Genomic DNA, 17,157 nt, shown 5'->3' with positions numbered 1-17,157 from the left:
TATGTCTGTAAATCTATTCGACTCGAAGGGGATGTCTCTCGAAAAACAACGAATGACCTGGAAGGACATGGTACAGCCGCCCATCAGCAAGCTCGACGATGAAGCTTTTACTCGCGTGAGAATTATCCTCACTAATGGGCTGGAAGTAGAAGCGCTGCGCTTCCAGCACCTGTGCGCACGCATGAACAAAGACCTGCAGGTGCCGCTGGCGAAAGTCCGTCGCGTCGAGCAACAGCAACAAACGACCATCAATTGGCTCATTTCGTCCGACCACTCTCCGCTGGAAACTACTATTGCTTATGAGCAGGTCGCCGTCGAGGTTACGGCCGCCGTGGCGCAAAACGAGCCCGATCCTTATTTGGCCCAGGTCTACCGGTTCGGCTTGCTGGAGGACTTCGACCATCTCTACCGGTACTCGGCACTGCTCGATCGTCTGGAAGGCAAGGATGCGAACAACATCCTGCAATCCCATACCGACATCATTCCGGGCCGGCCTACCGTGGACGAGCACCGGGCGCCCGAAAATGATCTGCGCAATCCTTATGATCGCACCAAAGCGGATACGATCAGCAAACTGCACGCCACGACCATCATGGCAGCCGAGTATCAGACCCATGATTATTATGCCAATATTGGGCCGACCTACGCAGACCCGGTCGCGCGCCAGTTGTATGCCGAGATCGCCTCGATCGAGGAGCAGCATGTCACGCAATATGAATCGATCATCGATCCTGATGAAACCTGGCTGGAGAAATGGTTGATCCATGAAGCGACCGAAGTTTACAACTACTACAGCTGCGTGGAACAGGAAACGAATCCGCGCATTAAGGCGATCTGGGAACGCTTCCTGGATTATGAGCTCGGGCACTATGCTTATGTATCGGAACTGGTCAAGCAGTATGAGCGCCGGGACCCGTCCGAGATTATTTCGCAAACATTGCCCGATCCGATGCCGTTCAAGAGCAACCGCGAATTCGTACGGCAAACGCTCAAACAGGAAGTGGATCTGCGCACCAGCGGCACGCAATTCGTCAGTAAAGACAAGGAGGACCAGGCATCGCTGGCTTACCGGCAGCACATCAATTCTGATGGTTCGCCTTCTCAAACGGTCGCTGAAGGATACCAGTGGACTCCCGGCACAGAACTGAATCGTAAAGTTGCTTAACTACAGACTTGTGTAGGAGCTGAAAAATGAACCAACCCGTTGAAATGAGCATCCGAAACCGAACCGGCATCGATATGTCGCCTGTCGACAGCCAGAAGATGATCGATGCGGCCAACGCCTACTTGCCGAGCTCCCGCGGAGACGGGGCAGGTATCGCAGCCGTTGAGGCCAACTATATCAAAGAAGCCGAACCCGTGGGTTCGGTCCCTGTTCCGGGTACGTTGAAAGGCGCGGCCCAGGCAACTATGCAGTTACTTGCCGGCAGGAATGCCCAAGTTCTGATCGACAAGCTGGGCGAGCGCCTGGCTTTTGAACGGACGGGCACACGGCTCTATGATTACTTTATCAATAAATGTCAGACGGCACCTAAACCGGATGACTCGCCGATTTCCATCGATATGCTCAAACGATTCAGGCATGAGGAAGCCTTGCACTTCAAGGTAGTTGCTGGCGCGCTAGAGTCTTTGGGAGCCGATGCCACTGCGCAGACGCCCGGCGCCGATGTCAGCGCCGTAGCATCAAGCGGCGTGCTTCAGGTCTTGAGCGATCCGCGCACATCCGTGGATCAATGCCTGGAAGCGATGCTTAATGCCGAATTGGTCGATAATGCCGGCTGGGACCTGCTGGTCAAGCTGGCCGACGACATGGGGCTTGATGACATGTCGAAAGACTTTCAGGCGGCGTTGAATGAGGAGGATGAGCATCTGATGGAGATACGGCAGTGGTATGAACAGATCACGCTGAAACAGGCGGGCGCGATATAAATCAGGCAGCCGTTTTTGAGCCTGTGATGGCTTGCCTGATCAGGCCTCATTTTTATGAAAACTCAGTGAAGCATTCGAAGGGCGCGAAGACTTTGACTTTATTTTGCTTCGCGCCCTTCCTATCTTCGCGGTGAAAATTCTTTAGTTACGCACAGCATTGCAGGTTTTCTTTGGAAACGGCGATATGTCTGAGTCTGTAAAACGGATAGGTGAGTGGTGCACTGTCATCATCGAAGCGGTCGGCGTCGGCCTGATTGCCGTATTGGCCTTTTATGCGTTAGCTTTTGCAATATTCCAGTTATACAGGCGCGTAGAGACTGAAAGAATTTTTCGCGATACGCGCCAGCGTCTTGGGCGCGGCATCTTGTTGGGCCTGGAGTTTTTTGTTGCGGCCGATGTCATTCATTCTGTCGTGGTGGAGGTCAACTTCGAGACGGTGGGCGTATTGGCCATCATCATGCTCATACGCACATTCCTGAGCTTTTCGCTGGAAGTGGAGTTGAACGGCCGCTGGCCCTGGCAGCACAGAGAATAGCGGCTCAATGCTTATACAGTGCATGGCGGACGCGCCATCTACTCTCACTTATGTGTGATACAGCACTGAACCGCAGGCACATTTATCTTATGTTCTTCCTATGCATGATAGAGGCCTGCCTTACACGGATAACATTTTTTCATTATATCCAATAGCGAATCAGGCAGTGGAACAGCACATTTTTAGGAGAAGAACCATGACCAAAGTGCTTGTATTGTATTATTCATCCTACGGCCATATCGAGCGCATGGCCGAGGCTGTCGCCGAAGGCGCGCGAGAAGCCGGCGCCGAGGCGGTCATCAAGCGCGTGCCGGAACTGGTGCCGGAAGAAGTCGCCCGCAAGTCCGGCTATAAAATGGACCAGCCCGCGCCTATCGCGACTGTCGATGAGCTGCCCGAATACGACGCCATCATTTTCGGCACCGGCACGCGCTACGGCAATATGACCGCGCAGATGAAGAATTTCATCGACCGGACCGGATCGCTCTGGCTGAACGGCTCGCTGGTCGGCAAGGTCGGATCGGTCTTCACATCCACGGCAACGCAGCACGGCGGCCAGGAGTCAACCATATTGACGTTTATTCCGGTGCTTCTGCACCTGGGCTTCATCATCGTCGGCCTGCCATACGCCTTTCAGGGGCAGATGGGTGTTAATGAAGTGATGGGAAATTCGCCCTACGGCGCTTCGACCATCGCCGGCGGAGACGGAAGCCGCTGGCCGTCGGCCGTGGAACTGGAAGGCGCCCGCTACCAGGGCCGGCATGTGGCGCAGATCGCGGCGAAGCAGAGTGCGGGCGGGCGTTAAAGAGTGAACAGAGATGGCGGGCAGATGTGGGGCGACTTTAGTCGCCCATAGACATCTTGGGCTGATAATTAACCACGGAGAACACGAAGTTTTATTTTTTGTGTTGCTGCTAGCTGGACGGGGCATGCTGCCCCGTCCGAACTGTTCGACATTGGTTATGCAGCCTTTTAGCTCAGACATCGCAGAAACGTTAGGAATGGGGTTGCAAACCCCGTTCCACTTGAGCACGAAGTTTTTACCTTGATTTTCTTCGTGATCTCCGTGTCCTTCGAGGTTTTACGTGACAAGGCTAAATATATAAATGGGCGACTAAAGTCGCCCCCACAATTCTCCATAATGCTTAAACGCGCTTGCCAAGTCGCTCGGCTAATCCCCGCATGGCAGGGGATGGATCATCCTTCGATAGATACACATTGATGAGACTAGGCGATGACTGCTGCGCAAAAGCCTGGTTCAGGCAGTACTCAAATTCATCCTCGGTTCTGGCCGAATAACCAGCCAGTGGGCCAAATACCTCGCCCAGGCGCTCGAACTGCCAGCATGCAATGTCATTGAACGGACCGTCGAGAATATAGCGTTCGGTGCTGTAGCCGCAGTTGTTGAAGACAATCACGATCGGATTGAGCCCGAAGCGGGCTATCGTCGACAGTTCGGTGCCGGTCATCTGGAAGGCGCCGTCCCCGACCAGGACCAGCGTACGGCGCGTGGGATTGGCGATCTGTGCGCCTAGCGCGGCGGGAACGGCGAAGCCCATGGTGGTGTAATAGGCCGAGGCCAGGAATTCGCTGTTTTCATGCACCCTCAGGTCGATTGCGGCAAACAGGCAGTCGCCGACATCGCTGACGACGGCCATGTCAGGCGTCAGGAAGCGATTGAGCCGCGCGATGAGCCGGGCGACTTTCATCGGCTGATTCTTGATGGGGAAATCGAATGCCGCAGGTTCCGCCGCGACTGCAGGCCCAATCTCGGGGCGCGGCGCAATCCGCTCGTTCAGCATGGTCACGAAATCGCTTAGCAGCACATGCGGATAGCGATGATGATGGATAATGACCTCGTCCTGGGTGGCGCGTATGATCCGGTTGGCGTCGAGCTTGGCCGTAAAAATACCCAGATCGATGTCATTCATTGTGACGCCCAGCATCAGCAGGAAGTCGGATTGTTCCACGCGATCGCGGGCCAGCGTCGATCCCATCGCGCCTTCATAAATGCCCAGATAGTAAGGGTGGCGCTCGCCCAGAACCGACTTGCCGGTCAGCGTCGCCGCGACCGGCAGATGCGCCTTATCGACCAGATTGAGCAGCTTGTCCTGCAGTCCGCGTCTGTGCAGCTCAACGCCGGCGATCAGCACCGGCGATGCGGCTTTGCCCAGCAATTGCAGGGTCTCTTCCACGGCTTCGTTAAGCGAGCCGGCATCGCTGGCGGTCGCAGGCCTCGATTCCGAGGGCATTGAATAACCCTCTACATCCACCCTGTCGCGGGGCAGTTCGATGTAAACGGGTTTGCAATGCTCGCGGGCCGCGGCCAGTGCGCGGTCGATCTGGCGGAAAGCCGTGTAGGGATCGTCAAGGACCGCAACGGCGCAGGTTATGCGCTCGAATATTTCATGCTGAAACCGGAACGGCCCGAAACGGTGATGCAACAGAGGATGTTCGTGCCGTTCCTTAATGCCCGGCGCACCGCTGATGACGACTACAGGCGATGATTCGGCATAAGCGCCGGCGACCGCATTGACGACGCTCAGAGCGCCTACGCCATACGTGACGGCCATCGCCCCCAGTCCCCGGCAGCGGGCATAAGCATCGGTAGCGAAGGCGGCGGTATCTTCCCGGGTCGTGCCGATATGCTGGATAGGGCTTTCCGACAATTGCTGATAAAAGCGCAGGATGTAATCGCCCGGCACGCCGAAGACATGGTGGACCCCGGACTCGTAAAGGCGAGTTAAAAGGTAATGGCCGATGGAAGGATGCGATGACATGAAAAGTACCTCCGGAACCCGCTTGTCCAGCCTACGGTGGACGCAGTCAGTTTTACTGTTTATAAGGTATTGTTGCCCGGCCTTGACACGAGATCAATACGTGCAGCCGCCTAACGGATGAGTATATGATGATCCTATAACGCCGGCAAACCGGTCTGAACCAACACCTAACGGTATCGGCGCTCAAATCTTGGATCTTCTCCCCATCCCGGCGCTCTTCGTTGAAAGGAGCGGTAAGGAGGCCGCTGAGGATAATCATAATAGCGCTCATAATAATCCCGCTCGTAGTAATAAGGCGGCCGCTTGTATCTAGGCACATAGCGATACTGGTCATAGCGTTGAGGCGGTCTGGGATAACCGTAATACTGCCTGTATCCGGGATAACCGTAATAAGGCCTGTAAGGAGGATAAGGTCTGAATCCGGGCCTGTCGCCGATTTTAAGAAACAGCCCGCCTTCAGGATAGAGGCCCATGCCGGTATCGGCTGTTGCCGCACGGGTAGTCAGGAGGCCGACCAGCAGCGTAAACAACGCTGCCGTCAGGATAGTTGATTTTCTCATAATAACCTCTGCTATGCAGGACGAGATTATCGTAAGGAGTCGGCCTGAAAAGTTTAATACCAGGGATAATAGTAATAGCCAAACCGACTGTAGGGATAGTAATAATACGGGTAATAACCCATATAAGGGCCATAATAGACGTCCCGATAGTCCTCTTCCGGCCAGAGATAGATATTGCCGATTTCGACCAGCGGCAACGCCAGCATCTTCTTGCCGACGCCGCGCTCGACTGAGCCCTTGAGAGTGCCGGTTACGGTGATTATCGAGTCTTTTTTATAGATGGCCGGGTCCAGGAAACTCGGGCTACTAACAATGAATCGTCCTTGCGTTTTTTTATCAATGCGTGGGCGTGCCGAACTGTCCAGCGGATAATAGAGAACCTGTATTTCCGTGGCGTCCGTTTCGTTTTCGACTTCGATGATCGTGCCGCCCCAGCGTACGGGAGTACCGCGGTAACGGTCGGGGTTATTAAGCGCTTCTCCGAGATGGACATCCATGGCCGGCGCGTTTTTCAATACAGTCGGCATACTTGAACAGGCGCTCAACAAGATACTTAATAGCAGTAATAAATGTTTCATAATATTCTCCATTCCCTAACCTGGAACTATTAACCGGAAACACATACCCAAGCAAGTAAAACTATTTCAAAAGTTAGGACTTATTTTAATAATTAAAATTCCTTATGCTGAATCCCTGAATAGTGGCAAACTCCATTGCCATCGGCCATTTGATAGCCAAGCTCCAATTCATGGTTTGACCAGTTGACTGCGAGTGGAGACTTGCTCATGCCGCTGAGCCGGAACGCCTGAGCTGGCTGATTTTTATTTCTCTGATAGGCCGCAATCCGGCAATGGTTAATTTAAGCGCGACAATACAGAAGGAACCTATGAAAAAATCAACTGCTCACTATCCGGCCGTTCCGCAGCCCATCCCCGTATGGCGCAACCTATAGGAGCCTGGGCAGAACCTTATGCGCCTGAAGTCTCCGGTTCTGAGAGCCGCGCCACTCATGCTGATGCTGTATTTGCCTGCTTCCGTGGCAGTTGCCGAGGTGTCGGTCAAAGGCGTTAAAGGGCAGGCCAAGGACAACGTACTGCTTACGCTGTCGCTGGCAAAGGAAGGCTGCGATGCGCCGGAGTGGAAAATACGGAACCTATACGCGCAAGCCGATCAGGAAATCGACGAGGCCTTGCGGGCATTGGGCTATTACCATGCCGCCCTCGAAAAATCGCTGACCTTTAACCGGCAATGCTGGCAAGCCCGCTTTGACATCCAGCCTGGGCCGCAGGCTGTCGTCAGCGCTATCGATATCGCGATTACAGGCGAAGCCCATGACGATCCTGAGTTTCAGAAATTGCGCAAAAACTTGCCGCTAAAGATCGGCAGTCCCGTCCATCACGGCCAATATGAAAGCTTGAAGCGGCGCTTTGAAACGCTGGCGCTGGAGCGCGGCTACCTGAATGCGAAATTCACCGAGAGCAGACTGCTGATCGACAAGGCGCGCAACAGCGCCAGGATCGAACTGCTGTTCGATGCCGGAAAGCGCATGTATTTCGGCGATGTCACTGTCAAACAGGATATTCTGAATCCCGGCTTCGTGGAAAAATATATTTCCATAAAAAAAGGCGATTACTACAGCACCGAGCAATTGGCTAAAACACAGAGCGCACTGTCGCAAAGCGACTATTTCGACAGCGTGGAAATCATCCCGGACACCGAACACATCGAACAGCAGCGTGTGCCGGTTTCGATCACGCTGTCTCCAAATAACCGGCATCTGTACAGCTTCGGCCTGGGATTCGACACCGACATTGGGCCTCTAGGCAATGCGACTTACAAGAACCGCCGCCTGAACCGGCGCGGTCATTTTCTGAACGCCAATCTCGACATCTCGCCGGTACTGTCGATTGCCGATGTCGAATACAGCATTCCGATGAAAGATCCGGTCCATGACGTGCTTAGTTTCGGCGGCGGCTTCAGATACGAAGATACCGACACTTTCAAGTCCAAAAAAGCTGCGCTTTCTGTACGCTACAAGAAAGCGCAGCCCAACGGCTGGAAGCAGACGCTCTATCTTGACTACAGTTATGAGGAATTTGAAACCGAGACTGAATCGGGCGAAGCGCTGTTATTGGTGCCCGGCGCCAGCTGGCTGCGTTCGGTGGCCGACAGCATCGTGCGGCCGACCAAGGGCTACAGGGCCGAGTTCGAAGTGAGAGGCAGCTATGAAACTCCGTTTTCCGACGTCAGCTTTCTGCAGGGCATTTTTTCGGGCATCTGGATGCAGTCCCTGCCCGGGGACGGCAAATTCATCGGCCGGACCAATCTGGGCGCGACACTGGTCGATGACCTGAGCAGGCTGCCGACCTCATACCGTTTTTACGCAGGGGGCATCAATAGCATTCGCGGCTATGATTACAAGGAGCTGGGGCCGAAGGACGGATTCGGCCATGTCAAAGGCGGCGAGTTCCTGACAGTCGTCAGCGCCGAATACGAGCATCCCGTTCTCGATGACTGGGGCGCGGCGGCCTTCGTCGACAGCGGCAATGCCTTCAATGCCGGCGACATCAGCTTCAAGACCGGCGTGGGCCTGGGCATCCGCTGGTATTCGCCGGTCGGTCCGGTGCGCCTCGATTTCGCCGTGCCGTTGAACGAGGCCGATTCTTCGTTTCAGATCCATTTTTCCGCAGGCGCCAGACTATGAAGAAAGGGCTGCTGATCGTTTTGCTGGTCGTGCTGATGATCCCTGCCGGCCTGTTCGGGCTGGTCAGCAGCGAAGCAGGTAGCCGCTGGCTGCTGCAGCAGGTTTTTTCAAGCCTGCCGGCACAGGTGACGGCCGCAAAGATAGAGGGCCGGCTGATCGACCGCATCATGCTTAAGGATCTTCATTATCAGAGCGATACCGAAACCGTCGCCGTTAAAAGTCTGGCCTTTGCCTGGCGCCCCCGCGAGCTGCTTTCGGGTACGGTGAACATAGTTGATCTGACGCTGAATGGCGTCGCCGTGACTATCAGGAAAGCCGAAAAGCCCAAGGACGAGGCGCCGTTCGATTTCCGGACCGAACTGCGGCTGCCGGTAGAGATTGCGGTTGAAAACCTGCTGCTGACCGATGCGCGGCTGCAGTCGGGCGAGCAGGTGTACGAACTGGGCAGACTGCGCCTGGCGGCGGCGACCGAACAGGGAACGCTTAGCGTCCGCCTGCTGGACATCAACGCCAAGCCAGTCGCCGCGACCGCACAAGGCCAGGTGACGCTGGGCAAGGGTTTTCCTTTCAGCCTACAGGCCGACTGGCAGGTCAGCACCGAAAGCAACGGCGTATGGCAGGGCGCATCCATCGTCCACGGCAACATCGACAGGATTATTTTCGATAATCGATTATCTACGCCATTCGCCGCCAGCCTGACAGGCAATCTGGAAGATGCGCTCGGCAAGCCGCGTATAAACGCCCGCGGCGACTGGCGCAACCTCAAATGGCCGCTGACTGCCGCCGAACCCCAGCTGAAGAGCGAGCAGGGCGCATTCGAGCTGAGCGGTTTGCTCGATGACTACCGGCTAACCGTCAACAGCCGGCTGACGCAGCAGTATCTGCCCGAAAGCAATCTGGCATTCAAGGGCACAGGCAGCCTCGAAGCCATGGCCATCGAAAGACTGGAGCTGAAATCCAAAACCGGCTTGTTTCTGCTGGCGGGCAATGTTTCATGGAAGGAGGCGCCGGCGTTTGACCTGACAGCCCAGGGCCAGCATTTCAATCCGGCCATTATCATGCCGGAAGTGCCCGGCGATCTGACCTTCAGCACACATATCAAAGGCAAACTGGCCGAGCAGGCGCTGCAACTGGAAGCCGATATCAACAAACTGACCGGCAAGCTGCGCGATTATCCGGTGAGCGCCGATGGCAAACTGTTTCTGGCCGGAGATCAGCTGACAGTCGACTCGCTGCGCATCAATTCCGGCGTCAACAGGCTGGCCGTGGATGGTACACTGGGACAGGAACAGGGCGCTTTGGACGTTACAATCAATGCGCCCAAACTGGATACGCTGTGGCCGGGACTGGGCGGCAGCCTGAAAGGCGAAGGGCGCCTCAAGGGCGCATGGCGGCAACCCACGGTTGAATTCCAGGCCCAGGGCAGGCGTCTGCGCTTCGCCGGATACAGCGCTGCGGAACTGAATGCCGATATCGGCTATCGCCCCGAAGCAACGTCAAGACTGAATCTATCAGCGGCCACCATCAAAAGCGGCGCTATCGAGATAACCCGACTGCTGGTCGAGGGCAGCGGCACGCAGGCCGCTCACAGCCTCAGTGCCGACCTGCGTTCAAACAAAGGCGACCTGTCAGCCGGACTGACGGGCGGCATCGAAAACGGCCGTTGGCAGGGTAGTTTATCGAGATTGGCGCTGAATGTGCCCAATCAGGGCCGCTGGCAGCTTCGGGAGCCCGTGGCGATGACCGTAGCGCCGCGCGAGGCGGGTGTCGATCTGGCTTTAGAGCAGGGTTGTTTGGCCCGGCAGGCTGCTTCCGCCTGTGTGCAAGGCCACTATCAGGCCAGCGGCGACTTTCAGGCGGAATTGAAGGCGTCGGCACTGCCGCTCGCGCTGCTGCAGACTTACATGACAGAACAGGTGACGCTGAGCGGCATCCTCAATGCCGATGCCCAACTAGCGCGGCGCAAAGGCATGCTGGCCGGGCGTTACAGTCTTCAGATGCCGGCCGGGACTAAAGTCTTGTTACAGGCTAAGGAAACTACTACCACTATCCCGCTGGGCGCCTCGTCCGTGACCGGCACGGTAAGCGGCAATGTGGTGTCGGCCGATCTGGATCTGGCCTTGGCCGGCCGGGACTTCGTGCGCGGACAACTGCAGGCCGATATCGGCCCGAGCCAGACCGTCAATGGCCGCATACAGGCCTCGGTGGCCGAGTTTTCGCTCTTCAACGCTTTGGTGCCGGATAAGGTGTCCGGCCTTAAAGGCCAATTGCAGGCGGACCTGACGCTGTACGGAGCCCTGCAAAAACCGGCGGCGGAAGGTTCGGTACGGTTTTCCGGCGGCGCTGTCGATATTCAGGAGCTGGGCCTGAAACTTCGCGATATCAACTTAGAGATCGCGGCCGCCAGGGACAATGCCGAGCGCCTGCGCATACAGGGCGCGGCCAAATCGGGCACCGGCTCTGTCTATCTGGACGGTTTTGTGCTGCTGCAGCCCGAGTCAGGCTGGCCGGTTGAGCTGACGCTGACGGGCAATGATTTTGAAGTCGCGAAGCTGCCGGAAGCGCAAATAGCCGTATCGCCGGCATTGAAAATAGCTTATGCGGACGGGCAGGGCAAAGTGACGGGCAAACTGGGCGTGCCGACGGCGATCATGAAGCTCAAGCAGCTGCCGGAGCAGACCGTCAAAGTCAGCGAAGATGAGATTATTGTCGGCGAGGAACCAATCGAGAAAACAGCACCGGCCGTGCCGGGCTTTGATATCGATGTCGACGTCGAACTGGGCAAGAATGTGAAATTTTCAGGGATGGGGCTGAAGACCGACCTGGCAGGCAAGCTGAAGGTCGTCCAGAGAGCCGGAAAAATGACCATGCACGGCACCGTCGACATGAAGGAGGCCCGCTACGAACAGTACGGGCAGGATCTGACCGTGCGTAAAGGGCGCTTCGCCTTCAACGGCCCGGTCGACAATCCTTGGCTGGACGTTGAAGCCGTCCGTGTTTCCAATGACAAAAAAGTGACGGCGGTGCTCAGCGTGAGCGGATCATCGAAAGCGCCCAGAACCCGCATTTATTCGGAACCGGCGCTGCCGGAAGCGGAAGCGCTGGCCTACCTGATCACGGGCCGGCCGCTGAATCAGGCCAGCGAATCGGAAGGCAATATGATAGCCGGCGCGGCGCTATCCTATGGGGCGGGCAAGGTTGCCTGGCTCGCCAACAAGTTCGGAGCCGATCAGTTTGAGGTTAAAGAAGGCAAGACGCTGCAGGATACGCTGCTGGCTGTGGGCCGGCATCTGACGCCGGAGTTTTATATCGGCACCAAGGTCGGCTTGTTCAACAAGCAGGCGGTGCTGGTTTTGAGGAGGATGTTGACCAAGGCGCTCAGTGTGGAAACCGAGGCCGGCACGTCGCAAAGAATCAAGCTGAACTATCAGATTGAGACCGATTGACAGGGAAAAACCGCTATTTTGTAAATGCGCTCCATACAAAATGACATGAATAATTAAAACTCAATCCAAACCTCCTCTATAATTTCCCTGATTGGATGACTTTACCAGAATCTGACTTTTTACTATGAACAAACCGGCAATGCGAGGCCGTCCGGCATCTAAAAAGGCCACAGTACCGCCTCAAGTCAAACCGCGTCCGCGCACGGCACGGCCGGCAGTAAAAAAGCCGGCGTCCAGGCCGATGATCAATCATTTCAGGAGCCGGTTGTCGCTGATAATGCTTGAAGCGACCAGTCTTGTCATTACCGTCGCATTGCTGGTTATCGTGCTGCTGGGTTATTCGGCCGACAGATTTTCAGGCACGCGTTTTTTCACCAGCCTGCTGCCATTCGCGGTCGGCGTGGTCGGGCTGATCCTGGCCGCAGCGGCGCTGCTGATCGGCTGGTGGAAACTGCGAACACAACTGCGCGCCTTCTCATCGTTATTGCCGCCGATGCTAGCCGTCGGACTGGCGCTCATGGTCGGCTGGTTTGCGATGCAGGGTGAATTTTCCCTGGCTTACGGATACTTCCGCTCACTGGTCGGGGGCAGGCAGGAAGCGGCCCGCATTACGCTGGCTCACCAGGTCTATGCGGCTTACCGGCGGTACGATACGGCGCAACTGCTGCGACTGGTGAAACGCGCGGAAGAATACAATGCCGTTATCGGAGAAGCAGCCAAAGCGTTCGATCTGGATCCGAATCTTCTGCAGGGCGTTGCCGCGGCAGAGTCTTCGTTCATGCCGCGCGACAGCCAGGATGGCGGGCGTGGCCTGTTTCAGATCACACGTGTGCCCAAAGTAGCTACAGAACAGGCCGGCAGCCGCCTTGGCGTGGATAAATTGTCTTTGCTCGACCATCGGCACAATGCCTTTATTGCCGCCGCTACCTTAAAACACTATCTGGCTGAAATGAAAGGCGATCTGTTTCTGGGCCTTCTGGCCTACAACATTGGGCCCACCAACGGCGGCCTGCGCTTCATTATGCAACAGTATGGCGTGACGGATTTCGTGACCATCCAGCCTTATCTGCAACAGCTGCCGCGCGATTATCCGGTGCGCGTTTTGTCATATTCCCTGGCTTTCAGGCTCTGGCAGCATGAAGGCCAATTGCCGGCTTACGAGGAAGGCAGGAATGCCATCCGGATACAGCGTATCGGCATACCCGGATTGCAAATGGAGCTTTGAGCTGTTTTATAAGATGTTCCGCAGGCAATTGACTCAGGCACCTGAAGATTCAGCTAAAAATAATTTCCGATACCCGATCAGATTAAGGCCCTTTCCGGCCAATGGCCGCCCCTGTGGGAGCGATGCTTACATCGCGATTAAAAACCGCCCGGCAAGTCGCGATGTAGGCATCTCTCACCCCGGTTGCCCGAATTGAAAACAAGGCCATTATTCAATGCCAAATCCTAGTCAGCCATAAAGTTACACTGGACAGCAGGCAAGGAACAAGGGGACAAAGGCACCGGTCTTAATGTGTATAGGGTGCGCAAGCCGTTCATTGCCAGGTTGCGGCGTGCCCGGTTTATCCTTTGTTTTGCAAGGAAAATTATCATGTCAACAATGCAGTGGCAGCGTTTCATGGGAAGAATTGACGCTGAGAAGATAGCCAAGCTCGAAGGCTGCGAATTACTGAAGCCCGTCTATGGGCAGCGCGGATTTCTTCCCGAAAATGATCCTCTGACCGCATTTCCACATGATTCGCGCTATGCCATGCTTGATGAGATCGGCCATGATCTGCCGAGCCTGCTCTATGACAAAGACTTTCGGGTTTACGTTCGGGAGCTGGAAATCCCGAGATGGCAGGGGCCGGTCACCGAGGAGAATCTTCCTCAGCTTCGCCTGTATTATGTGCGGCTCAGCTTTCTTGCCTCCGCTTACGTCAATCAGATCGGAGAGGAGCCGGTCAAGATTCTGCCGTATAACATCGCGGTGCCGCTGGTGCGGGCCGCCATGCTGCTCGATCGCCTGCCCATTCTGAGTTACGACGGCTATGCGCTCTATAACTGGAAGCGCTTTCGCAAAAATCAACCGATCCGGCTGGGCAATATCGATACCCTGCAAAACTTTGTTCACCTGTATGACGAGCATTGGTTCATCATGGTGCACATAGAGATTGAAGCGATCGCGGCCGATATTCTGGCTGCGATCGCATCAATCAAGCGCAAGCTGGTGGAGAGCGATGATGCCGACCTGAGCCCTGAGCTATGGCTCATTGCGGATGCTGTGCAGCGACAGGTCGAGGTGATCAAGCGCATTCCGGAGCACATGGATTCCAGCCTTTACTACAAGACTTTCCGGCCTTATATCCGCTTTTTTGAAAGTATAGCCTATGAGGGCGTGGATCTGGCGCCGATTCTGTTCCGTGGGGAGACGGGCGCCCAGAGCAGTATTATGCCGACTCTGGTCGCCTTCATGAAAATTCCGCACCAGCGATCCGTGTTGACGGACCATCTGGCCGATATGCGCAATTACATGCCGCTCAGGCACCGGTTGCTGATCAAGGAAGTCGAAGCCATGCCGGATATCAGAAGCCCTGAATATAAGGACCCTTATAACGCCATTCTGGATGCCATGGCGGCCTTCCGGCGAGTCCATTACGGCTGGGCGCAAGAATATATCAACCGCTGGACGGATGATCCAAAGGGAACCGGCGGCACTCCCTATATGCAGTGGCTCAAACAGATGCTGCAGGAGACTGAGGCTCACCGTCTTTAAAATTGCGTGCGGATCTTTACAGACAATATTACATCTTTTCGCCGGTATCGATTATCCAATCCCTGACGGACTGCCATGAGCAAACTTATCCTCTGCTTTGATCTGGCTGCGACGAAATGTCAGCAGGACCTAATGGCGATCGAACCAGACATGTTTGGTATATCCATCCACATGCTTGCAAAGCAGCTCTAAATAATCGCCGTGGATGGGGCCGACTTTATAGTGATGATCAGGGTTCAAATCGTAATGGCTCAAATCATGAACCATGAGCGGCAGATCTTCATTGTCTATATAACCCGTGCTTACGACTTCGTTTCTTTCCAGATCTTTGATTTCTATTTTGTGAGTTTCCATAATATTCGCTCTTTAAAGTCAATGAGAAAAATGACAGGATTTATGGTTAGAAACCAGCCTTGCCTGATTATTAGAAAATAAACCTTTGTTACGGTTCAAACTCGCAGTCCTTTGCGACAGCGCCGTTAGTCCTCGCACACCAAGGGGCAACACATAAAAAGTGAACGTCTAAGAAGACGTTTGGGAACGCCCGCTTCAGGCCAGACGCATCAACATAATGCAGCGCATGACGATATACCCCCGTTTCATCGGTGCAAGTGATACGCTCGTAACTTTTGCTGAGACGGCGTGAGTGATTCAGTCAATTGAAGGTACGTTCGATCGGCCAATGATGGGGAAAGAGCACAAGCTGGCTTGCTTGGGGCGTAGCACCACTGCCAGGCAGAACTTGAAACGTTCTGCTGGCCAAGCTATTAACCGAAAACGGTAGTCATCATCCACCTAACTCTTTAACCCCAATCAGAATAACGGAATTGCTTCTAAGAGAATTAACGCAACAGAACCATTTTTTGTACTTGAGCCTAAAGGGTTGCATGCAGGATGGACATCATATTGATGCCTTTATGGCCTATGCTAAGACGACCTGGGGAGTCCTGCCGGCAACTGATTTCCTTCGCCTTCCATGTTTCATCTACATTCACTTGTCTGCCCATGCGAAAGCCGGTTTTGGCAAGATACTCAAGCCAGCGGGAGGTGCATTCATGACGTTCAAAGCGCTGCTCTTCGGGGTGAGAAACCACATCATCGATTTCTCTGGCAAAAAACGCCTTCAGGCCATTTTTTTCGGATTCGCTGATATCGAGCTGATCGATAATGCTGAATACATTGCCATAATGCGCATAGGCATTTTCTACCCTCAGACACCAATCGCTCTCCATATGGTTGCTGTCCGGTTCGGTCAACAGAAGGGCATCGGGATGCAATTGGCGAATCATATCAAAAAATGCGATACGCTCTGCTGTGCTGGGGATATGATGGGCGATCAGTGAAGCATTAACGGCAAGTTTATTGAATTGTTTGGGGAAGGCGGAAAACAATTGTTCCGGCATCAGCTTTTCGACCAGGCAATCCAGCGGGAAAAAGACGACTTTGAACGGTACTTTCGCCGCCGCTTTGGCAATCATTTGGCCGGCATGAGTTAAAGCCTCATGAAACGGCTCGACACCGATCACTGTCAAGGTTTTCAAGCAAGTATTCCCGGACATGGACTGGATAAGCTTGGAGGTTTGAATGCCCCGGCCTATGCCGATATCAATCAGTACCGCATGCGGACCATCGGCAATGACATGCTTGATGGCATCGTTAACAATGCCATGGCTCATGCTGACCAGCGGAAACTTGTTGATAAGGATGTCAAAAAGCTCAATTTGTGGAATTTCGAAGCGTTTCAGATAAATATGCCCGCGCTCCCCGTCATGAGGGATGAATCGGTTCTGGATAGCGTTGAGGAACAGCATGTCCAAAAAAGCTTGCGGTTCATTTGCAGCGCGTTCCGCGTTGTATTCGATCAATTGCCGTAATTGGGCGAGCTGATGCGGAGCAGGATTGCGATCAAGTTCGCCAAGCAAAGCTTTTAAATTGCTATTTATTGAAGAATCGTGAGCGTGTTGCATAGTAAGTTAACTCCTAATAGTAATAATAAAGTTTTTAGGTATCTTTCATACTCTTAGCAGCCGGCAACAAATTACGATGTTAGTCAGGTTTGTTGAAGGTATATCTACCGTTCCAATGATTGATAATTTAATAAATAAAAAATCAATCTGACTGCCGACCTTTGGCTGTCGCTGTGTCCTTGTTGGTACTTCATTCAACAGATCATCACAGCAATTGCTTACTATGGTACGGCCGCTCAGTACAAGCCTCAATGAACAAACTCACATCTACGATGTGAAATATTGCACAACGTATCGTCAGAAATTTGGTTTTTTGAAACATGCGAACTGTCTGGACGCATCGGTCGCGATTGATGCGCTGAGCTATGCGCAAATCTGGTGTATGGAGAATCAAGCGGCGTCCTGTTGTAGATCTCCGGTTTGTTTAATGCCGTTGACGAATTTCACGCCGGTAATGACCTCGGCTAACTGTTGATAG

13 protein-coding genes are annotated in these 17,157 nt (G+C 54.3%); 8 read left to right on the top strand and 5 right to left on the bottom strand.

Annotated features, from left to right (window positions below):
- The first annotated feature begins 1 nt into the window (after nucleotide 1).
- From V2P20_RS10465 to wrbA, 4 genes are all read left to right on the top strand, one after another.
- The gene (locus tag V2P20_RS10465) at nucleotides 2–1,165 is read left to right on the top strand and encodes a hypothetical protein (RefSeq protein WP_194971909.1); all 1,164 of its coding nucleotides are present in this window, start codon (nucleotides 2–4) and stop codon (nucleotides 1,163–1,165) included.
- A gap of 26 nt (nucleotides 1,166–1,191) precedes the next feature.
- Nucleotides 1,192–1,929 carry a ferritin-like domain-containing protein gene (locus tag V2P20_RS10460; protein ID WP_194971910.1) on the top strand — a complete coding sequence of 246 codons (738 nt, stop codon included), beginning with the start codon at nucleotides 1,192–1,194 and terminating at the stop codon, nucleotides 1,927–1,929.
- Nucleotides 1,930–2,113: 184 nt separating this feature from the next.
- Nucleotides 2,114–2,464 (top strand): DUF1622 domain-containing protein, encoded by a 351-nt coding sequence (locus V2P20_RS10455; RefSeq protein ID WP_331818136.1) that lies wholly within the window; start codon nucleotides 2,114–2,116, stop codon nucleotides 2,462–2,464.
- Between the two features lie 196 nt (nucleotides 2,465–2,660).
- Entirely contained in the window at nucleotides 2,661–3,269 is a 609-nt protein-coding gene (gene wrbA / locus V2P20_RS10450; protein WP_331818135.1) for an NAD(P)H:quinone oxidoreductase, read from the top strand.
- A 340-nt stretch (nucleotides 3,270–3,609) separates the two neighbouring features.
- Here the strand turns inward: wrbA and V2P20_RS10445 are convergent, their stop codons facing one another.
- From V2P20_RS10445 to V2P20_RS10435, 3 genes are all read right to left on the bottom strand, one after another.
- The gene (locus V2P20_RS10445) at nucleotides 3,610–5,244 is read right to left on the bottom strand and encodes a thiamine pyrophosphate-binding protein (RefSeq protein ID WP_331818134.1); all 1,635 of its coding nucleotides are present in this window, start codon (nucleotides 5,242–5,244) and stop codon (nucleotides 3,610–3,612) included.
- Between the two features lie 167 nt (nucleotides 5,245–5,411).
- A complete protein-coding gene (locus tag V2P20_RS10440; RefSeq protein WP_331818133.1) occupies nucleotides 5,412–5,804 on the bottom strand; it encodes a hypothetical protein in 393 nt (130 codons plus the stop codon).
- A 53-nt stretch (nucleotides 5,805–5,857) separates the two neighbouring features.
- Nucleotides 5,858–6,382, bottom strand: coding sequence for a Slp family lipoprotein (locus V2P20_RS10435; protein ID WP_331818132.1), 525 nt, complete (start codon nucleotides 6,380–6,382; stop codon nucleotides 5,858–5,860).
- 392 nt (nucleotides 6,383–6,774) lie between these two features.
- Between V2P20_RS10435 and V2P20_RS10430 the strand changes: the two genes are divergently transcribed.
- The 4 genes from V2P20_RS10430 (at nucleotide 6,775) to V2P20_RS10415 (ending at nucleotide 14,712) form a co-directional block, all read left to right on the top strand.
- Complete coding sequence (locus V2P20_RS10430; protein WP_331818131.1) at nucleotides 6,775–8,508, top strand: autotransporter assembly complex family protein; 1,734 nt, start codon at nucleotides 6,775–6,777, stop codon at nucleotides 8,506–8,508.
- Nucleotides 8,505–11,954: a translocation/assembly module TamB domain-containing protein gene (locus tag V2P20_RS10425; RefSeq protein WP_331818130.1), complete on the top strand. Its 3,450-nt coding sequence runs from the start codon at nucleotides 8,505–8,507 to the stop codon at nucleotides 11,952–11,954. Before V2P20_RS10430 ends, V2P20_RS10425 begins: the two co-directional genes overlap by 4 nt.
- A 124-nt stretch (nucleotides 11,955–12,078) precedes the next feature.
- Nucleotides 12,079–13,179 carry a transglycosylase SLT domain-containing protein gene (locus V2P20_RS10420; protein ID WP_331818129.1) on the top strand — a complete coding sequence of 367 codons (1,101 nt, stop codon included), beginning with the start codon at nucleotides 12,079–12,081 and terminating at the stop codon, nucleotides 13,177–13,179.
- Between the two features lie 369 nt (nucleotides 13,180–13,548).
- The gene (locus V2P20_RS10415; protein WP_331818128.1) at nucleotides 13,549–14,712 is read left to right on the top strand and encodes a hypothetical protein; all 1,164 of its coding nucleotides are present in this window, start codon (nucleotides 13,549–13,551) and stop codon (nucleotides 14,710–14,712) included.
- Nucleotides 14,713–14,841: 129 nt separating this feature from the next.
- On the opposite strand, the gene V2P20_RS10410 is transcribed toward V2P20_RS10415, so the two are convergent.
- On the bottom strand, nucleotides 14,842–15,066 hold the full coding sequence (locus tag V2P20_RS10410; protein WP_268117662.1) for a hypothetical protein: 225 nt from the start codon (nucleotides 15,064–15,066) through the stop codon (nucleotides 14,842–14,844).
- A 521-nt stretch (nucleotides 15,067–15,587) separates the two neighbouring features.
- On the bottom strand, nucleotides 15,588–16,679 hold the full coding sequence (locus V2P20_RS10405) for a GRAS family protein (RefSeq protein ID WP_331818127.1): 1,092 nt from the start codon (nucleotides 16,677–16,679) through the stop codon (nucleotides 15,588–15,590).
- Nucleotides 16,680–17,157: the final 478 nt, after the last annotated feature.

It is taken from the genome of Methylobacter sp. Wu1 (assembly GCF_036553575.1).
GTDB lineage: Bacteria > Pseudomonadota > Gammaproteobacteria > Methylococcales > Methylomonadaceae > Methylobacter.
This window is presented reverse-complemented; position numbering and strand designations above follow the sequence as displayed.

Coding starts and splice junctions, on each gene's coding strand:
- wrbA (WP_331818135.1), top strand. CDS start 2,661: ATGACCAAAGTGCTTGTATTGTATTATTCATCCTACGGCCATATCGAG.
- V2P20_RS10440 (WP_331818133.1), bottom strand. CDS start 5,804: ATGAGAAAATCAACTATCCTGACGGCAGCGTTGTTTACGCTGCTGGTC.
- V2P20_RS10420 (WP_331818129.1), top strand. CDS start 12,079: ATGAACAAACCGGCAATGCGAGGCCGTCCGGCATCTAAAAAGGCCACA.
- V2P20_RS10415 (WP_331818128.1), top strand. CDS start 13,549: ATGTCAACAATGCAGTGGCAGCGTTTCATGGGAAGAATTGACGCTGAG.
- V2P20_RS10445 (WP_331818134.1), bottom strand. CDS start 5,244: ATGTCATCGCATCCTTCCATCGGCCATTACCTTTTAACTCGCCTTTAC.
- V2P20_RS10410 (WP_268117662.1), bottom strand. CDS start 15,066: ATGGAAACTCACAAAATAGAAATCAAAGATCTGGAAAGAAACGAAGTC.
- V2P20_RS10460 (WP_194971910.1), top strand. CDS start 1,192: ATGAACCAACCCGTTGAAATGAGCATCCGAAACCGAACCGGCATCGAT.
- V2P20_RS10465 (WP_194971909.1), top strand. CDS start 2: ATGTCTGTAAATCTATTCGACTCGAAGGGGATGTCTCTCGAAAAACAA.
- V2P20_RS10455 (WP_331818136.1), top strand. CDS start 2,114: ATGTCTGAGTCTGTAAAACGGATAGGTGAGTGGTGCACTGTCATCATC.
- V2P20_RS10425 (WP_331818130.1), top strand. CDS start 8,505: ATGAAGAAAGGGCTGCTGATCGTTTTGCTGGTCGTGCTGATGATCCCT.
- V2P20_RS10430 (WP_331818131.1), top strand. CDS start 6,775: ATGCGCCTGAAGTCTCCGGTTCTGAGAGCCGCGCCACTCATGCTGATG.
- V2P20_RS10435 (WP_331818132.1), bottom strand. CDS start 6,382: ATGAAACATTTATTACTGCTATTAAGTATCTTGTTGAGCGCCTGTTCA.
- V2P20_RS10405 (WP_331818127.1), bottom strand. CDS start 16,679: ATGCAACACGCTCACGATTCTTCAATAAATAGCAATTTAAAAGCTTTG.